Origin of the sequence: Actinophytocola gossypii, assembly GCF_025165815.1 — a bacterium.
Classification (GTDB): Bacteria; Actinomycetota; Actinomycetes; order Mycobacteriales; family Pseudonocardiaceae; genus Actinophytocola; species Actinophytocola gossypii.
In genome coordinates this window covers 367,213-382,647 of sequence record NZ_JAFFZE010000016.1, presented here as the reverse complement: position 1 = coordinate 382,647, position 15,435 = coordinate 367,213, and the positions used below count along the sequence as shown (strand labels likewise).

At 73.3% G+C, this 15,435-nt stretch carries 17 protein-coding genes; 8 read left to right on the top strand and 9 right to left on the bottom strand.

All coding sequences use genetic code 11. The features are described from left to right. The first annotated feature begins 51 nt into the window (after positions 1 to 51). Positions 52 to 2,124, top strand: a complete 2,073-nt coding sequence (locus tag JT362_RS23070) for a putative bifunctional diguanylate cyclase/phosphodiesterase (RefSeq protein WP_260193716.1) — start codon at positions 52 to 54, stop codon at positions 2,122 to 2,124. On the opposite strand, the gene JT362_RS23065 is transcribed toward JT362_RS23070, so the two are convergent. After that, positions 2,105 to 2,512, bottom strand: a complete 408-nt coding sequence (locus tag JT362_RS23065) for an SseB family protein (protein ID WP_260193714.1) — start codon at positions 2,510 to 2,512, stop codon at positions 2,105 to 2,107. The two genes, JT362_RS23070 and JT362_RS23065, sit on opposite strands and share 20 nt — an antisense overlap. Positions 2,513 to 2,544: 32 nt before the next feature. Between JT362_RS23065 and JT362_RS23060 the strand changes: the two genes are divergently transcribed. The 5 genes from JT362_RS23060 (at position 2,545) to JT362_RS23040 (ending at position 6,296) form a co-directional block, all read left to right on the top strand. Further along, positions 2,545 to 3,138 carry a DUF3558 domain-containing protein gene (locus JT362_RS23060; protein ID WP_260193713.1) on the top strand — a complete coding sequence of 198 codons (594 nt, stop codon included), beginning with the start codon at positions 2,545 to 2,547 and terminating at the stop codon, positions 3,136 to 3,138. A gap of 121 nt (positions 3,139 to 3,259) precedes the next feature. Beyond that, positions 3,260 to 3,640: a hypothetical protein gene (locus JT362_RS23055; protein ID WP_260193711.1), complete on the top strand. Its 381-nt coding sequence runs from the start codon at positions 3,260 to 3,262 to the stop codon at positions 3,638 to 3,640. A 14-nt stretch (positions 3,641 to 3,654) separates the two neighbouring features. Next, a complete protein-coding gene (locus JT362_RS23050; protein ID WP_260193710.1) occupies positions 3,655 to 5,031 on the top strand; it encodes a PPE domain-containing protein in 1,377 nt (458 codons plus the stop codon). Positions 5,032 to 5,109: 78 nt separating this feature from the next. Continuing rightward, a complete protein-coding gene (locus JT362_RS23045) occupies positions 5,110 to 5,922 on the top strand; it encodes an ESX secretion-associated protein EspG (protein WP_260193708.1) in 813 nt (270 codons plus the stop codon). Further along, on the top strand, positions 5,919 to 6,296 hold the full coding sequence (locus JT362_RS23040; protein WP_260193839.1) for a sterol carrier family protein: 378 nt from the start codon (positions 5,919 to 5,921) through the stop codon (positions 6,294 to 6,296). Before JT362_RS23045 ends, JT362_RS23040 begins: the two co-directional genes overlap by 4 nt. A 9-nt stretch (positions 6,297 to 6,305) precedes the next feature. On the opposite strand, the gene JT362_RS23035 is transcribed toward JT362_RS23040, so the two are convergent. The 8 genes from JT362_RS23035 to JT362_RS23000 form a co-directional block, all read right to left on the bottom strand. Next, positions 6,306 to 6,674, bottom strand: a complete 369-nt coding sequence (locus JT362_RS23035; RefSeq protein WP_260193707.1) for an Hsp15 family ribosome-associated heat shock protein — start codon at positions 6,672 to 6,674, stop codon at positions 6,306 to 6,308. Between the two features lie 8 nt (positions 6,675 to 6,682). Then, entirely contained in the window at positions 6,683 to 7,411 is a 729-nt protein-coding gene (locus JT362_RS23030; protein WP_260193706.1) for a class I SAM-dependent methyltransferase, read from the bottom strand. 51 nt (positions 7,412 to 7,462) lie between these two features. After that, a complete protein-coding gene (gene arfB, locus JT362_RS23025) occupies positions 7,463 to 7,888 on the bottom strand; it encodes an alternative ribosome rescue aminoacyl-tRNA hydrolase ArfB (protein ID WP_260193705.1) in 426 nt (141 codons plus the stop codon). Beyond that, positions 7,881 to 8,699, bottom strand: coding sequence for a hypothetical protein (locus JT362_RS23020; protein WP_260193704.1), 819 nt, complete (start codon positions 8,697 to 8,699; stop codon positions 7,881 to 7,883). Before JT362_RS23020 ends, arfB begins: the two co-directional genes overlap by 8 nt. Then, entirely contained in the window at positions 8,696 to 9,205 is a 510-nt protein-coding gene (locus tag JT362_RS23015; RefSeq protein WP_260193703.1) for a SigE family RNA polymerase sigma factor, read from the bottom strand. The genes JT362_RS23020 and JT362_RS23015 overlap by 4 nt, the downstream gene beginning before the upstream one ends. 222 nt (positions 9,206 to 9,427) lie before the next feature. Continuing rightward, positions 9,428 to 10,510: a phosphoribosylformylglycinamidine cyclo-ligase gene (gene purM / locus JT362_RS23010; protein ID WP_260193702.1), complete on the bottom strand. Its 1,083-nt coding sequence runs from the start codon at positions 10,508 to 10,510 to the stop codon at positions 9,428 to 9,430. Between the two features lie 40 nt (positions 10,511 to 10,550). After that, complete coding sequence (gene purF, locus JT362_RS23005; protein WP_375546546.1) at positions 10,551 to 12,041, bottom strand: amidophosphoribosyltransferase; 1,491 nt, start codon at positions 12,039 to 12,041, stop codon at positions 10,551 to 10,553. 106 nt (positions 12,042 to 12,147) lie between these two features. Next, on the bottom strand, positions 12,148 to 12,876 hold the full coding sequence (locus tag JT362_RS23000; RefSeq protein ID WP_260193700.1) for a maleylpyruvate isomerase N-terminal domain-containing protein: 729 nt from the start codon (positions 12,874 to 12,876) through the stop codon (positions 12,148 to 12,150). 97 nt (positions 12,877 to 12,973) lie between these two features. On the opposite strand from JT362_RS23000, the gene JT362_RS22995 reads away from it, so the two are divergent. Beyond that, on the top strand, positions 12,974 to 13,291 hold the full coding sequence (locus JT362_RS22995) for a hypothetical protein (protein WP_260193698.1): 318 nt from the start codon (positions 12,974 to 12,976) through the stop codon (positions 13,289 to 13,291). Next, entirely contained in the window at positions 13,288 to 15,213 is a 1,926-nt protein-coding gene (locus JT362_RS22990) for an alpha/beta hydrolase (RefSeq protein ID WP_260193696.1), read from the top strand. Before JT362_RS22995 ends, JT362_RS22990 begins: the two co-directional genes overlap by 4 nt. The last annotated feature ends 222 nt before the right edge of the window (positions 15,214 to 15,435 follow it).

Genomic DNA, 15,435 nt, shown 5'->3' with positions numbered 1-15,435 from the left:
GGTGAGGACGGTTCTATCCTCGGTAGACCTTCGAAGCCGAAAGGTGTGACGGTGGCTGGCGGGACATGCTCGGCCCGCGACACGTTCGCGGTGGCGTGGGCGAACGCGCTCGAGGGCACCGGGTTCGTGGCGGCCGAACGGGCGGAACTGCTCGACCGGGTGGGTGTACTCGCCGACTCCCTGGTGGCCGCCGCGGCCGCGACGCCGTTCCTTCCCGGCCCGATCGAGCGGGTCGGCGCGGAGCTGGTCGCCCTGCGGTTCATCACCCCGGAGGCGCTCGCGGTCACCGTTCGGCTGGTCGGCGACCTGCTGGCCGGGGCGCCGGTCCTCGCCGACGTGCAGTCCGCGCTGGCCTGCGGGTTCGTCCGCGCCGTGCAGCTGCGGATCTTCCGCGAGCAGGAGACCCTGCGGCACGCCGCGCTGGACGCCCGCGACCAGGCCGAGGCGGCGCGCAGGCGCAGCGAGGCCCGGTTCCGCGCGATGTTCTCCGACGCGGCCATCGGCATCGGCATCACCGACACCACCGGGCGGCTGCTGGAGATCAACTCCGCGATGGCCGAGATGCTGGAGCTGGACCCCGAGCAGCTGCACGACCGGAACCTGGGTGACTTCCTGCACGAGGACGACCCGCCCGAGCTGCGCCGGTACTTCGACGAGATGGTCAGCGGCGAGCGCGACCACTACCGGATCGAGCGCCGCTTCCGCAAGCGCGACGGCTCGCCCCTGTGGACGAACGTGACGGTGTCGCTGGTGCGCGACGAGACCGGGGCCCCGCAGCTGCTGGTCGGCATGGTCGAGGACGACACCGAGCGGCACGCGCTCTCCGAGCAGCTGCGCCACCAGGCCAACCACGACCCGCTGACCGGCCTGGGCAACCGGGCGCTGTTCACCGAGCGGCTGCACGCCGCGTTCGCCGGCCCGAACGACTCGCGGATCGGGCTGTGCTACCTGGACCTCGACGGCTTCAAGGCGGTCAACGACACCCTCGGCCACGTCGTCGGCGACCAGCTGCTGGTGGTGATCGCCGACCGGTTGTCCCGGCTGGTGTCCGCGCCCGGCCGGCTGGTCGCCAGGATGGGCGGCGACGAGTTCGTGGTGCTGGTCGAGCGCACCACCGGCATCCCGGAGCTGACCGAGCTGGCCGAGCAGCTCCTGGCCGCGGTGGCCGAGCCGGTGCACGTCGGCGGCCACCGGCTGACCGTGTCGGCCAGCGTCGGGATCGTCGAGCGGGCGGTCGGCACCTCCAACCCGGCCGACACCATGCGCGACGCCGACGTCACCCTGCACTGGGCGAAGGTCGACGGGAAGAACCGCTGGGCCTGCTTCGACCCGGAACGCAACGCCCGCGAGATCGCCAGGATCACGCTGTCCGCGTCGATGCCGGCGGCCCTGGAACGGGACGAGTTCTACGTCGACTACCAGCCGATCGTCCGGTTCTCCGACGGCACGCTGATCGGCGCCGAGGCGCTGGTGCGCTGGGCGCACCCGGAGTTCGGGCGGCTCGGGCCGGACCGGTTCATCGGGCTCGCCGAGGAGACCGGGCTGATCGTGTCGCTCGGCCGCTGGGTGCTGACCACGGCGTGCCGGCAGGCCGCCGAGTGGGCGCGCCTCGGCGGGATCGCGCCGGTGGTGAGCGTGAACCTCGCCGCCCGGCAGGTCGAGGAGCCGGGCGTGGTCGACGACATCGCCAACGTCCTGCGCGACACCGGCCTGCCGCCGACGAGCCTGCAGCTGGAGCTGACCGAGAGCGCGATCATGGGTACCACCGGTGAGCCGCTCGGCGCCCTGCACAAGCTCGTCGACCTGGGCGTCCGCATCGCGATCGACGACTTCGGCACCGGCTACTCCAACCTGGCCTACCTGCGTCACCTGCCGGTGCACGCGCTCAAGATCGCCGGCTCGTTCGTGGAGGGCCTGCGCGCCGACGAGCCGGACTCGGTCGACTCGCAGATCGTGCACGCCCTCGTCTCGCTGGCGCACACGCTGCGGCTGGACGTCGTCGCCGAGGGCGTGGAGACCCGGGACCAGGCCGACCGCCTGACCGCGCTGGGCTGCGACTCGGCCCAGGGCTGGCTCTACGCCAAGCCGGGGCCGCCGGAGGAGATCACCCGATGGCTGCGCTGAGCCTGGCCCGGAGCAGCTCGGCCGGGAACGTCGCGGTCACCGGCCCCTCCGGGTCCACCAGCAGCGGGTGACCGTTGAGCTGGGGCACCAGGTCCCAGCCGGACACCCGGCGCCAGCCCGGCCACGCCGCCGGCACCCGTTCCTCCGCCGTGCAGGCCGGAACCATCAGCTCGCCGTCCGGGTTGGGGAACGCGGTGACCGTGTCGTCGTCGGGGGTGGCCGCGTAGACGAGCAGCTCGGCGCGCAGTACCGCGTCCGGCAGCGTCGCCTCCTCCCGGAAGCCGGCCCGGACCAGCCGCAGCGCCCGCTCCAGCTCGGTGCGCCGCTCCGGCGTCGGGCGGTACTCGGTCGCGTGGCGCCTGGCGTTCGGCGCGGCCTGTTCCGGCATGGTTGTTCATGGTAAGCGGGTAGGTTCCGGGTATGCCGACCGTGCTCGCGCCACTGCTGCTCGTCACCCTGCTCGCGGTGGGCTGCTCGAGCGGTGAGTCCGGCTCGCCCACGGCCCAGGATCCGGCCCAGGATCCGCCGTCGGAGACCGAGCGGGAGACCACCTCGGCAACGGGCGTCGACCGGCCGGCGCCGATCGACCTGACGACCGTCGACGTCTGCCAGGTGGTGTCCGCGATGCCGCTGGCCGACTTCGGGCTCGACGCCGACCGGCCGCCGCTGGCCGGGGAGTCCGATCTGTTCCCCGGCGCGAAGGACTGCTTCGCCAACGGCACGACCAACAACGTCTCGCTGCTGATCGTCGCGGTCACCGACCAGGACGCGCGGTCCTATGTGGAGACCGCGAACGCCGGGAAGTCCGAGGCCGACGCCGCCGGCTACCCGCTCACCGTGCTCACCCCGGCCAACCCGAACAGCTGCCTCGGCGTCGTCGACGTGCACGACGAGCAGCTGCTGTACGTCTCCTACGGGCTGAGCAGTCCGCTCGAACAGCCGGTCACGCCGCAGCCGGAGCTCTGCCGTGCGGTGCCCGGGATCGCGACGGCCGCGATCGGGGCGCTCGACTGACGTCACGAACGGGCCCGGCTCGCGTCCCAGGAGAAGTTTCGCCCACTGTGGGGGAACCGGTCCACAGCGGACCGCATCAGAGATACAGTCGTCGCGATCGCACATCCCGAGGAGACGAGCCGTGTTCCTGAGCTACGACGGCGGTGGCGGTGGGTCCGCGTCGCCGGGGCCGACCTTCAGCGGCAACCAGCGCCTGCGTATCGAGCCCTCCGCGATCCCGGGGGCCCTGGCCGCGTTCCGCGACGCGTACGACCGGGTGTCCCGCAAGGTCAACGAGCTGGCCGGGCTGCCGGTGAACGACTGGGCGGGCGACCCGGTCAGCAACGAGACGGCCAGCCAGTTCGGTCAGCGCACCAACGGCGGCGGCGCCGACTCCGCGTACGAGTGCCTGCTCGGCTACCAGAAGCAGCTGGCCAACGCGATCGAGTCGCTCGAGTCCACCGAGCGGCAGTACCTCGCGATCGAGGGCACGAACAGCGCCCGCTGGGGCATCTACGACTAGGACGAGGGATCCCGATGGGCAACCGCTGGCGGGGTTATGACCACCCCGAGCTCTACAACATGATCAACTCTGGTCCGGGTGCGTCCGCTTCCGATCCGCAGACGACGTACTGGCAAGGTCTGTCCGAGGAACTCACCCAGGTCGACCAGGACCTCAACCAGAAGCTGACGAGCCTCAACGCGACCTGGGAGGGCGAGGCCGCCGAGCGCGCGCAGTCCGGCCTGACCCCGCTCGCGCTGTGGGCCAACGACGCCGAGTCGGCGAGCTCGGTGATGCGCACCTCCACCGAACTGCAGGCCGACTACATCTCCGACGCCCGGGCCAGGATGCCGGAGCCGGTCAAGGTGACCACGCCGTCGCCGTCCGGCTGGCAGGTCGCCGGCGCCGCCGCGGCCGCGGTGATCGGCAACCCCGGCCCCGCCCTCGGGGTGGCCGCGCAGGCCGCCGACCACGAGGCGCAGGAGGCCGCGCAGGACGAGGCCGCGCAGCGCGCGGTCGAGACCATGCAGAGCTACGAGTCGTCCAGCACCTGGAACCGGGAGAGCCTCGGCACGTTCGTGGCGCCGCCGGACGTCGTGGTGAGCAGCCCGCCGCCGCAGGGCGGCACGGCGTTCACGGTCACCGGCACCGGTGCCCAGGCCGACTCGATCGGCGGCGGTGGCGGTGGCGGGGGTACCAACACCAGTGGCGTCAGCATCCCGACCGGCGGCAACACCAGCTCGCCCACGCCGAACGGCGGCCACCTGTCCGGCGGCTTCAACGGCGGCGGTGGTGGTGGCGGCGGCGGTGGTGGCGGCAGCGTCGGGAACGTGCCGCCGATCGGCGGCGGTTCCGGGCTGCCGCCGCAGAACACCACACCGTCCGGCCTGCCGCCGGCGCCGGCCCCGCCCCCGCTCGGTGGCCCGCCCATGATGCCCGGCGGCAACCCGCCGCAGTACCTGCCCAACCAGGGCGGCCTGCCGCCGTACGGCAACCCGAACGGCGGCTTCCCGATCACCGGCATGCCGGGGACCAGCGGCAACGCGGGCGACATCGTGCGCGGGGCGCAGCCGCTGCGCGGTGGCCTGCCCGGCGGTCTGCCCGGTGGCGGCCTGCCCGGCGGCATCGACCCGGACGGGTCGCGGGCGGCCTCGCAGCTCGGTCGCGGCATGGGCGGCGTGCCGGGTGAGAGCGTGCTGCGCGGTGGTCCCGGTGGCGGCGGTGTCGGTGGCGGTGCGGCCGGTGGCCGCGGCGGCGCGCCCGGCGCGATGGGTGCCGGCGGCCGGCGCGCGGACGGCGAGGACGACGACGAGCACTTCGCGGCGGACTACCTGATGGAGACCGACGACGTGTTCGGGGACGACCGCAAGGTGGCACCAACGGTGATTGGTGGTTCCGCGCCGCAACAGTGAGCTGACGTAGAACGACGGATGGAGCGGGAGCCGCGTTCGCGGCGCCCGCTTCGCCGTCTCTAGCTAAGGTTGTGCCTCGTGACCAGCACGTTCTCCCTCGGCGAGGGCGGAAGCGATCCGATCTCCCTGTCCGCCCTCGAGTTCGACGTGCTGTGGGAGCATCTGCGGCTCGGTCAGCTGCCGCTGGTGGTGAAGGTGCCCTCGCCGGGGAAGACCTTCGAGGAGCGGGCCCGGCTGGAGCGGCAGGCGTGGGCCGGGCTGGAGGGCCGGGGGCTCGGCCGGCCGGTCGAGCCGCACCCGGAGCTCGAGGACATGCTGGTGCTGCTGGCCAAGCCGGACCGCGAGGTCGACGTGCGGGCCTACGCCGGCCGGAACATCCGCGCCCTCGCCGCCGCCGTCGGCGAGTCCGCGGCGGTCGCCGAGCTGAGCGACGGCTGGGTGACGTTGCGCCGGGCGTCGGCCTCCGGCCTGCCCGGGGCGGCCCTGCGTTCGCTGACCAGCGAACCCGCCGGCCCCGGCCAGTCGGTGACGCTGCGCACCACCGACTTCGAGGCCGCCGCGACCGCGGGTGGTGGCACCCAGGAGGGCTTCCACAAGGCACTGCTCGCCCAGGGCGTCCGCACCGACGACGCGACCGCCCTCGCCGAGATGATCAAGGACGTGTCCGGGATGGGCAACTTCGGCGCCGCCGCCCGCGACCGCCTCGGCCGGCGCCGAAGAGCCGAGCGCGTGGTGTCCTTCTTCGACACCGAGGACGGCCGCTACGTGCAGATCAGGCGGCCCGGGCCGGACGGCACCCTGTGGACCACGATCTCGCCCGCGGACGCCCGCAAGCTGACCCACCACGTGGAGGAACTGCTGACCGACATCGTGACCGAGGCGGCGTCCTGACCAGGCCCGTCGACCCTCACGAACTCCGCGCCGCCGTCGAGGCCGTCTGGCCGTGGCTGACCGGTCCCGCCGACCGGCCCGCCCGCCCCGCGCTGGCCGCCGCGGTCCGCCTGAGCCTGCGCACGCTGGCCCAGGACGCCCCCGGCCGCAGCGTCGAGGTCCGGGTGCCGCCGTTCGCGGCCGTCCAGTGCGTCGAGGGCCCCCGCCACACCCGGGGCACCCCGCCGAACGTGGTCGAGACCGACCCCCGCACCTGGCTCGAACTGGCCACTGGCACCCTCACCTGGTCCGAGGCCGAAGCCGCCGGCCGCATCACCGCCTCCGGCAACCGCGCCGACCTCGCCCCGCACCTCCCCCTGCTCCGCATGGCATGAAGGTGACCTTCACGGCGTTCTCCCCGCGCGGAAGCGGTCGAGGACGCGGCGTTCGCGCTTGGTCGGGCGGCCGGCGCCGCGGTCCCGCCGGGCGACGGGCATGAGCGCCTCGGGCGGTGGCTTGGGGGTGCGGTCGAGGTAGCAGGTGGCCGCGTCCGCCGCGCCGACCCGCTTCTGGATCACCCGCACCACCTCGACGACCTTGGTGGTGCCGGCGACCCGGACCCGGACCTCGTCACCCGGTACCACGGTCGTCGCCGGTTTGGCCGGCTTGTCGTTGATCCGCACGTGTCCGCCCCGGCACGCCGCCGCCGCGTCCGGGCGCGTCTTGGTCAGCCGGACCGCCCACAGCCACCGATCCACCCGAGTCGACTCCACGCCCCCCATCATGGCAGCGGACGCTCGTACACGGAGACGTGCGAGCGGCTGTCCGAGGTGAACGGGACGCGGTGCCAGTCCGCGTGCCGTTCCCGCAGCCGCAGCCCGGCGAGCCGGGCCATCAGGTCCAGCTCACCGGGCCAGCAGTACCGGTGGGCGACGGGCAGCAGGCGCGTCCCCTGCTCGCTCAACGTGATGTGCTGCTTGGTGAGCCGCTGCGCCACCGGGTCGTGGTGGGTGACGGTGATCGTGGCGGAGTCCTCGGTGACGGCGCTCGCCGTCACCCCCTGGCCCTGGTCGGGCACGTAACACTCGATGACGAACGTCCCGCCCGGTTCGAGCACCCGCGCCACGTTGCGGAAGCAGTCGACCTGGCGCTCCTGGCTGGTCAGGTTGAACAGCGAGTTCCACACCAGGTACACCAGCCGGAACGGCCCGTCGACCGGCACGTCCGCCATGTCCGCGACGGCCACCGGCACCGCGTCCCCGCCCGGCGCGGCCCGCAGCCGCTCGGCCACCGCCGCCGACGCCTCGACGCCTTCGACCGCGAGCCCGCGCGCGGCCAGCGGCAACGCGACCCGGCCGCCGCCGATCGCCAGCTCCAGCACCCGGCCGCCGTCCCCGGCGAGCGGGGCGAGGAACTCCACCGCCGCGGTCGGATCGGGCCCCGAGGTCAGATCCTCGAACCGTCGTGCCCACCGGTCCCCGAAGAACGCGGGGTCGTCGAATCCGCTCATCCGGCCACGCAACCAGACCCCGCGCCCGGCCGGCCACCGAATAAGCCCGCCTCAGTCGTCCGGGCGGGCGCGGCGGCCCCGTTTGACCTCGCTCCGGCGCTTCTTCGCCGACAGCCGGCGTTCCTTCGAGCCCTTCGTCGGCTTGGTGGGGCGGCGGCGCGGCGGCGGGGGCTCCGCGGCCGCGCGCAGCATCGACGCCAGCCGCTCCCGGGCCGCCATCCGGTTCGCCAGCTGCGCTCGCTGGGTGCTCGCCGTCACGGTGAGCACCCCGTCCACCAGCCGCCCGCCCAGCCGGGACACCAGCCGCTCCCGCAGCGACTCCGGCACCGACGGGGAGCGCGCGACGTCGAACGACAGCTCCACCCGGCTGTCCGTCGTGTTCACGCCCTGCCCGCCGGGCCCGGAGGACCGGGAGAACCGTTCCCGCAGCTCGCCGTCCGGGATCACCAGCTGCGGGGTCACCACCAGGTCATCCATGGAGCACGAACTCCGGCAGCGCGGCGATCGCGATCAGCTTCTTCTCCGGCACCACGGTCGGCTTGTCGTAGCTGACCCGGTCACCGCGTTGCCGGGCGCTCTCCGACAGGTTCGACGCGACGACCGTCACGAACGTGCCGTCCGGGCGCGCCGACCGGACCCACCGCCGCAGCTCGCCGCCCGCCAGCTTCTGCACCGCCACCGCCATCGGCAGGTCGTACTCCTCACGCACGTCGCAGTGCGCGAACGGCGTCCCCGGCACGTCGCACGTCGTGCCGGGGTGCACGCCCGGCGGCTCGACCAGCACCGACAGCGAACCATCGCCGTCCGCCGTGTGCACGTCGGTCGTCAGCTGGTAGGTCCGGCCGTCGGTCAGCCGGAACGTCACCTCGCCGTCCGCGCCGGGCGGCGGTCGGAGCTTCGCGTTGTCGGGCAGCAGGCCGGACGTGGTCAGCCCGGCCATCAGCCGGACGCTGTTGTCGTCGACCGTGGACGCCGACGGCGGCTTCCGGGTGGTCGTGCTCGACGGCGGGGACTGCGTGGTCGAGGCCGACACCGGTGGCCGCTCGGTCTGGCCGGCGGCCGGGGGCAGCGACGGCTCCTCGCTCACCAGCCCGGTGACCAGCACCGTGCCGACCACGGCGGCCACCACCGCGGCTCCGGAGCCGCCGGCCGCCAACAGCCTGCGGTTCCGCAACCTGCGCCTGCCCTGCCGGAGCACCGCGTCCCGGTCGAGCCGCAGCGGGGGCTCGTCGGACAGCGCGCTGCCCAACCACCGCTTGACGTCGTCGCCGTCGTTGTCGCCGCTCATGCCTCACCCGCCCCCGCCGGTTCGTCGCTGGACAGCATCCGCCGCATCGACGCCAGGCCCTTCGCCGCCTGGCTCTTGATCGTGCCCTCGCTCTTGCCGAGCGCCGCCGCGGTCTCGGCGACCGACAGGTCCTCCCAGTACCGCAGCACCACGACCGCCCGCTGGCCGGCCGGAAGCTGGGACAGCGCCCGGCGCACGTCCACCGACTCCTCGACCTGGTGCGGCGCGCTCGGCGTCTCCGGCAGCGTCTCGACCGGGGACTCGCGCCGCCGCCAGGCCCGCCGGGACTCGTCGATCGCGGCCCGCACCATGATCTTGCGGGAGTACGCGTCGACGCTGCCGTCGCGCCGGATGCGGGACCAGGCGACGTAGATCTTCGTCAGCGTGGTCTGCACGAGATCCTCCGCCCGATGCCAATCGCCTCCACACAGCAGGTAAGCGGTCCGGCGCATGACGACGGCGCGGCTCTCGAGGTACTCCCCGAACTCCGTGTCCCGGTCCTGCACGAACCCGCGTTCCTCTCGCCTCTCCCGTCAGACGGCGCACCGCCCCCGACGGGTTGCCAGTGCCTCGTCAAGAAAGGTTCGGCACGTTTCTCGGCGGCCCAGGCGCCCGCTGGCGGCGTTGGCGGAAGGCCCGAATACGACCCGGTATGAGAGACCTTCCGCCGCCTTGCCAGCGAACGCCTGGATCCACCGATAAACGCACCAACCTTCCCTGACGAGGCACTAGAACCTGGGATGGTCCCCGGTGAGCTCGGCGCGTGGGGCGTCCGGGTCGTCCCCGGTCGGGGTGATCTCGCCGAGCACCCAGGCCGGCACGTGCCGGGCGGTGAGCACCGCGAGCGTGCGGTCGACGTCCTCGGGGGCCACCACGGCCACCATCCCGACGCCCATGTTGAAGGTGCGTTCCATCTCGGCGCGGTCCACCCGGCCGCGCTGGGCGATCATCGAGAACACCGGCGCGGGGGTCCAGGTGCCCCGGTCGAGCACGGCGCGCAGCCCGGGCGGGATCACCCTGGCCACGTTGGCCGCCATGCCGCCGCCGGTGATGTGCGCGAACGTGCGCACCTCGGCCTCGGCGACCACCGCGAGGCAGTCCTTGGCGTAGATCCTGGTCGGTTCCAGCATCTCCTCGCCGAGCGTCCGCCCGAACTCCTCGACGTGCCCTTCCAGCGGCATCCGGCCGATCTCCAGCAGCACGTGCCTGGCCAGGGAGAACCCGTTGGAGTGCAGCCCGGTGGAGCCCATCGCGATCACCACGTCACCCGGCCGGACCCGCTCCGGGCCGAGCACGGAGTCCGCCTCGACGACGCCGATGCCGGTGGCCGACAGGTCGTAGGCGCCGTCGGTCATCAGCCCGGGGTGCTCGGCGGTCTCGCCGCCGAGCAGCGCGCAGCCGGCCTGCACACAGCCGTCGGAGATGCCCTTGACCAGGGCGGCGATCCGCTCCGGCACGACCGCGCCGACGGCGATGTAGTCCTGCAGGAACACCGGCTCGGCCCCGCACACCACGAGGTCGTCGACGACCATGGCGACCAGGTCGAGGCCGACGGTGTCGTGCACGTCCAGGGCCTGCGCGACCGCGATCTTGGTGCCGACGCCGTCGGTGGACGCGGCGAGGATCGGCTCCCGCCAGCGGTCGAGCTTGAGCTTGAACAGGCCGGCGAACCCGCCGATGCCGCCGAGTACCTCCGGCCGCATGGCCTTCTCCGCGAACGGCTTCAGCTGCTCGACGGCCTCTTCGCCGGCCTCGATGTTCACCCCCGCGGCGGCGTAGGTCGCGTGCGGGGAGTCACTGTTGTCGGTCATCGTTCCCGGATCTCGGAGTCGGTCTCGGAGAGTCGCTGTCTCAGGGTCGCTGGAGTGCGTCCCCAGCACCATATCCGGCGGGCACGACCGGGGCGGCGGAGCCCGCGACGCCCTTCTCCAGCCCTTCGAGGAGGTGCTTGCCGATCCTGGTCTCCTCGGGCAGCTCGATCGGGTACTGCCCGTCGAAGCAGGCCGTGCACAGCCGGCTGCGCGGCTGCTCACTGGCCGCGACCAGGCCGTCGAGCGAGACGTAGCCGAGCGAGTCCGCGCCGATCGACCGGCGGATGCCCTCCAGGTCGAGCCCGTTGGCGACCAGCTCGGCGCGGGAGGCGAAGTCGATGCCGTAGAAGCAGGGCCAGCGCACCGGCGGCGACGCGATCCGCACGTGCACCTCCAGCGCGCCCGCCTCGCGCAGCATCCGGACCAGCGCGCGCTGGGTGTTGCCGCGGACGATCGAGTCGTCCACCACGACCAGCCGCTTGCCGCGGATCACGTCCTTGAGCGGGTTGAGCTTGAGCCGGATGCCGAGCTGGCGGATCGTCTGCGACGGCTGGATGAAGGTGCGGCCGACGTAGGCGTTCTTGACCAGGCCCTGGCCGTAGGGGATCTCCGAGCCCTGCGCGTAGCCGATCGCGGCCGGTGTGCCGGACTCGGGCACCGGGATGACCAGGTCGGCCTCCACCGGCGCCTCCTTGGCCAGCCGGCGGCCGATGTCGACCCGGGTGGCGTGCACCGAGCGGCCGGAGATGGTGGTGTCCGGGCGGGCCAGGTAGACGTACTCGAAGACGCAGCCCTTCGGCTCCGGGTTGGCGAACCGCGAGGAGCGCAGCCCGTCGTCGTCGATGGCCAGCAGCTCGCCCGGCTCCACCTCGCGGACGAACGACGCGCCGACGATGTCCAGCGCCGCGGTCTCGCTGGCGACCACCCAGCCGCGCTCCAGCCTGCCGATGACCAGCGGGCGGACGCCGTGCGGGTCGCGGGCGGCGTAGAGGGTGGTCTCGTCGGCGAAGACCAGGCAGAACGCGCCCTTGACGTCGGGCAGCAGCTCCATGGCGGCCTGCTCGATGCCCCGGTCGGCGGCGGCCGAGGCGAGCAGCCCGCACAGCAGGTCGGAGTCGGTGGTGGCGCCGTTGTTGGTGCGCATGCCGGCCGCGGTGGCCCGGTCGAGCAGTTCGGCGGTGTTCACCAGGTTGCCGTTGTGGCCGAGGGACAGCCCGCTGCCGATCGCGGTGTTGCGGAACGTGGGCTGGGCGTTCTCCCAGGTGGTGGAGCCGGTGGTGGAGTAGCGGCAGTGGCCCACCGCGACGTGGCCGCGCAGGGACGAGAGCACCTGCTCGTCGAACACCTGGCTGACCAGGCCGAGATCCTTGAAGACCACGATCCGCTGGCCGTCGGACACCGAGATGCCGGCGGCCTCCTGCCCGCGGTGTTGAAGCGCGTACAGGCCGTAGTAGGTGAGCTTGGCGACGTCCTCGCCGGGAGCCCACACGCCGAACACACCGCACTCCTCGCGGGGCTCGGTTTCCGGCACGTCTTGTCGGTCGGTGACCACCGAGTCAACTCCCCTGCGGACGGTGTCAGGTGACTCCAGTGTAGGTCGCCGAGCGGGGCGACACCCCGACGCGCCGACGTGGCGGTCAGCTCATTCTGAGCGCGCGGAGTACCCGTTCATCACCCGATCCGGTCAACTGCATCCGGCCCCACAGCTGGTAGAGCAGGTTCGCGGCCTTTCCGGTCAGGTACGCGTCCGCGGGTTCGTCCGGGTTCGCCGCCCGCACCTCCGGGGCTTGGCCCGGCAGCAACCGGACGAACCACGCGTGTGGACGGTCCGTGGTGGACACCACCGCGGTGCCGGTGTTCGACGGGGGAGCGTCGAGCAGCTGCCGGGCGGCGAGCAGGGTGCCGAGCAGCTCGTCGATGGCGTCGGTGGCCTGGTCGGGGTCGGTGGGGTCGAGGGTGCGCAGCGCGGCCTGGGCGTCCCAGCGGCGCAGGTTCAGCTCGTGCGCCGCCCGCCGGTGCCACACCCGGGCGAGGTCGGGCGCGGCGGGGGAGAACGTCCACACCGGCCGGTTCCCCGGCGCGGCCCCGAGCGCGACGGTCGCCTGCGCCAGCTCGTCGTCGAGGTGCCCGAGCGGGTCCAGGACCGGCGCGGGGGCGACCGGCCGGAGCTGGACGGTGCTCCCGCTGGACAGGTACCGGGTGACCTGCGCGAGGAACCGGGCGACGTGCACGGTCAGCTCGGTGAAGGTCCACCCCGGACAGGACGGCACCGGCGCGGCGAGGTCGGCCTGCGCCACCGCCGCGCGGAACGACGCCGCCTGCTCGCCGAACACCTCGGTCCACCGCCGCGGGGTCCACTCCGGCATGGGCTCCTCCTTCCCGGATGCACACAGTGTGCGCGAACGAACCCTATGCGGCGTGGGTGCGCGGTAGCGTCGTTTTGCCGAACCAAGGGAGGACCCTGTGCCCGACGGTTACCAGGTGGAGCCCGCCACACTGCGGGACGCGTCGAACCGGATCTACGAGGGCTCGGACGGCGTGGGGGACGCGGCGGCGCTGCTGTCGGTCGCCCAGCTCGTGCCGGCCGCGCTCGGCGAGGTCGCCGCGGCCGACGAGCTGGCCACCGCGTTCGCGACCTTCGTCGGCGAGCACGGCGACGACCTCCGGCACGGCTCGGTCTGGGTCAACGACGCCGCCGACGGCCTGGTCGCGAGCGCCGACGACTACGAGCGTCGCGACGAGAACGCCACCACCGGCCTGCACGCGGCGGAGGCGTCATGACCGACCCGGAGATCCTCTACGGCAAGCTGGCCAGCGGCGACGCCGGCCGAATCGAGGCCGTCGCCGAGCCGATCGGCTCCGCGATGTCCGCCCTCACCGACGCCCGCGCGGCCATCGACGGCGGCGGCTCGACCGCGGCCTCCGGCTGGCAGGGCGAGGCCGCGACCGGGTTCGCGGCCCGCGCCGACCTGTCCGGCACCGCGACCTCCACCGCACACGACCGGCTCGGCCAGGCGAAACTGATCGTCGAGGCGGCCGCCGGCGCGTACCGGACCATGCGCGGCGCCGCCGACAACGCGATCCGCGCCTGGCGCACGCGCCCGTCCGGCATGGACGCCGCCGCCACCGAGGCCCTCGCCACCCGCGTGAACGAGGCCCTCACCGGCGTACGCGACGGCTACGAGCGCACCCTTCGCGCGTACGCCGGCGCGCTCGGCCACATCGCCCCGGCGTTCGCCGAGAAGGCGGCCGGCGACGAGTCGTGGGCGCGCACCGCGCCGGTCACCGGCCTGACCGTTCCCCCGCCCGGCTCGGACCCGAACGCCGTGGCGCAGTGGTGGGCCGGCCTGTCGGAGACCGAACGCGACCAGCTCCTGGCGACCAGGTACGACGAGCTGGGTCGCCTCCGCGGCCTGCCGGCGGACGTGCTCGACGACGCCAACCGTCGCCGGATCGAGGTCGACCAGGCCCGGCTGGGCGCCGAGCACGCGGACCTGAACGCCCGGATCGAGCAGCGTGCCGAGGAGCTGGGCCTCGACCCGTCGGACGAGGGCGCCCTGCGCGAGAACCCGGAGCTGGCGGACCTGCTCGACCAGCGCCAGGACGTCACCCGCCAGCTGGAGAACGCCGAGGCCGCCGAGCAGCGGGTGGCCGAGGCCACCGAGGCGTCCCCGGACGGCGCGTACGTCCTGTCCTACGACCCGGTCGGCCCCGGTGCCCAGGAGGGCATCCTCGCCGTCGCGTACGGCAACCCCGACCTGGCCGACAACGTGGCGGTCGTGGTGCCCGGCACCGGATCGACCCTGACCAGCTTCCCCAACGGCGACGCGTCCGCGCTGCGTGCGCAGATGGACGCCGCCGACCCGAACGCGAGGAACGTCACCATCGCCTGGCTGGGCTACGACGCGCCGACGTGGGACATGAGCGTGGCGACCCCCGACAACGCCATCGAGGGCGGCGACCTACTGGTGTCGGATGTGGAGGGTTACCGCGCGTCCGCCCAGGGCGACCAGCACATCACGGTGATCGGCCACAGCTACGGCAGCGTGACCGTCGGCTACGCCGGCATGAACGGCCTGGCCGCCGACGACGTGGCGTTCATCGGCTCGCCGGGCGTCGGCGCCTCCAACGCCGACCAGCTGTCCCCCGGCGAAGGCCACGTCTGGGCCGGCAGCACCGAGCACGACCCCGTCGTCCAGGGCACCAGCGGCGACTGGTTCACCGCGGACGGTTCGTCGACGGGCCCGTACGACGAGTCCTTCGGCGCCAACGGCTTCGGCGCCTCCGACGGCGGCAACGCGATCGACGCCCACGTCGGCTACTACGACGAGGGAACCGAGTCCCTGCGGAACCTGGGCAACATCGCGACCGGCAACTACGACGCCGTCACCGAGCCGCGCTGGCAGGACCAGCCCCTGCCGCCCGAGCTGCCCGGGTCCGACCTCCCGATCGTCGGCCCGGCGATCGACGCCGCCGCCGGCGCCGGCCGCGAAACCGTCGACATCGTCGAGGACGTGGGCAGCGGCCTGTGGAACACCGGCGGCCACGTCGTGAACGGCGACTGGGACTCCGCCTGGAACGAACTCACCGACACCGGCGGCGAACTGCTCAACGACGCCGGCGACCTGGTCCTCGGCACGGTCGGCGACGCCGTCGAGGGCGGCCGCGACCTCTACGAGAACACCCTCGGCCGCCTGTTCTGACGGACCCGAACCGGCCCCGATCCGGCACCCTGACTCCGTGCTGTTGACGTGGATTCGCGAGGTGGTGTACGAGCCGCCGCGTATCGTCGGCTGACGAACGCGGTTCGATATCGGTTCACGACGTCGTCCGGGTGTTCGAGGAGTGCGCGTCGATCCTGCGCGAGCGGATCGCAGCCGAGGTGCTCGACAGGGGCTACTTCAGGTCAGGGCCTTGACGAGGAA

Bases quoted from the DNA above. Each gene is read 5' to 3' on its own strand.
- JT362_RS23065 (WP_260193714.1), bottom strand. From the start codon at position 2,512: ATGCCGGAACAGGCCGCGCCGAACGCCAGGCGCCACGCGACCGAGTAC.
- JT362_RS23060 (WP_260193713.1), top strand. From the start codon at position 2,545: ATGCCGACCGTGCTCGCGCCACTGCTGCTCGTCACCCTGCTCGCGGTG.
- JT362_RS23050 (WP_260193710.1), top strand. From the start codon at position 3,655: ATGGGCAACCGCTGGCGGGGTTATGACCACCCCGAGCTCTACAACATG.
- JT362_RS23030 (WP_260193706.1), bottom strand. From the start codon at position 7,411: ATGAGCGGATTCGACGACCCCGCGTTCTTCGGGGACCGGTGGGCACGA.
- arfB (WP_260193705.1), bottom strand. From the start codon at position 7,888: ATGGATGACCTGGTGGTGACCCCGCAGCTGGTGATCCCGGACGGCGAG.
- JT362_RS23020 (WP_260193704.1), bottom strand. From the start codon at position 8,699: ATGAGCGGCGACAACGACGGCGACGACGTCAAGCGGTGGTTGGGCAGC.
- purM (WP_260193702.1), bottom strand. From the start codon at position 10,510: ATGACCGACAACAGTGACTCCCCGCACGCGACCTACGCCGCCGCGGGG.
- JT362_RS23000 (WP_260193700.1), bottom strand. From the start codon at position 12,876: ATGCCGGAGTGGACCCCGCGGCGGTGGACCGAGGTGTTCGGCGAGCAG.
- JT362_RS22990 (WP_260193696.1), top strand. From the start codon at position 13,288: ATGACCGACCCGGAGATCCTCTACGGCAAGCTGGCCAGCGGCGACGCC.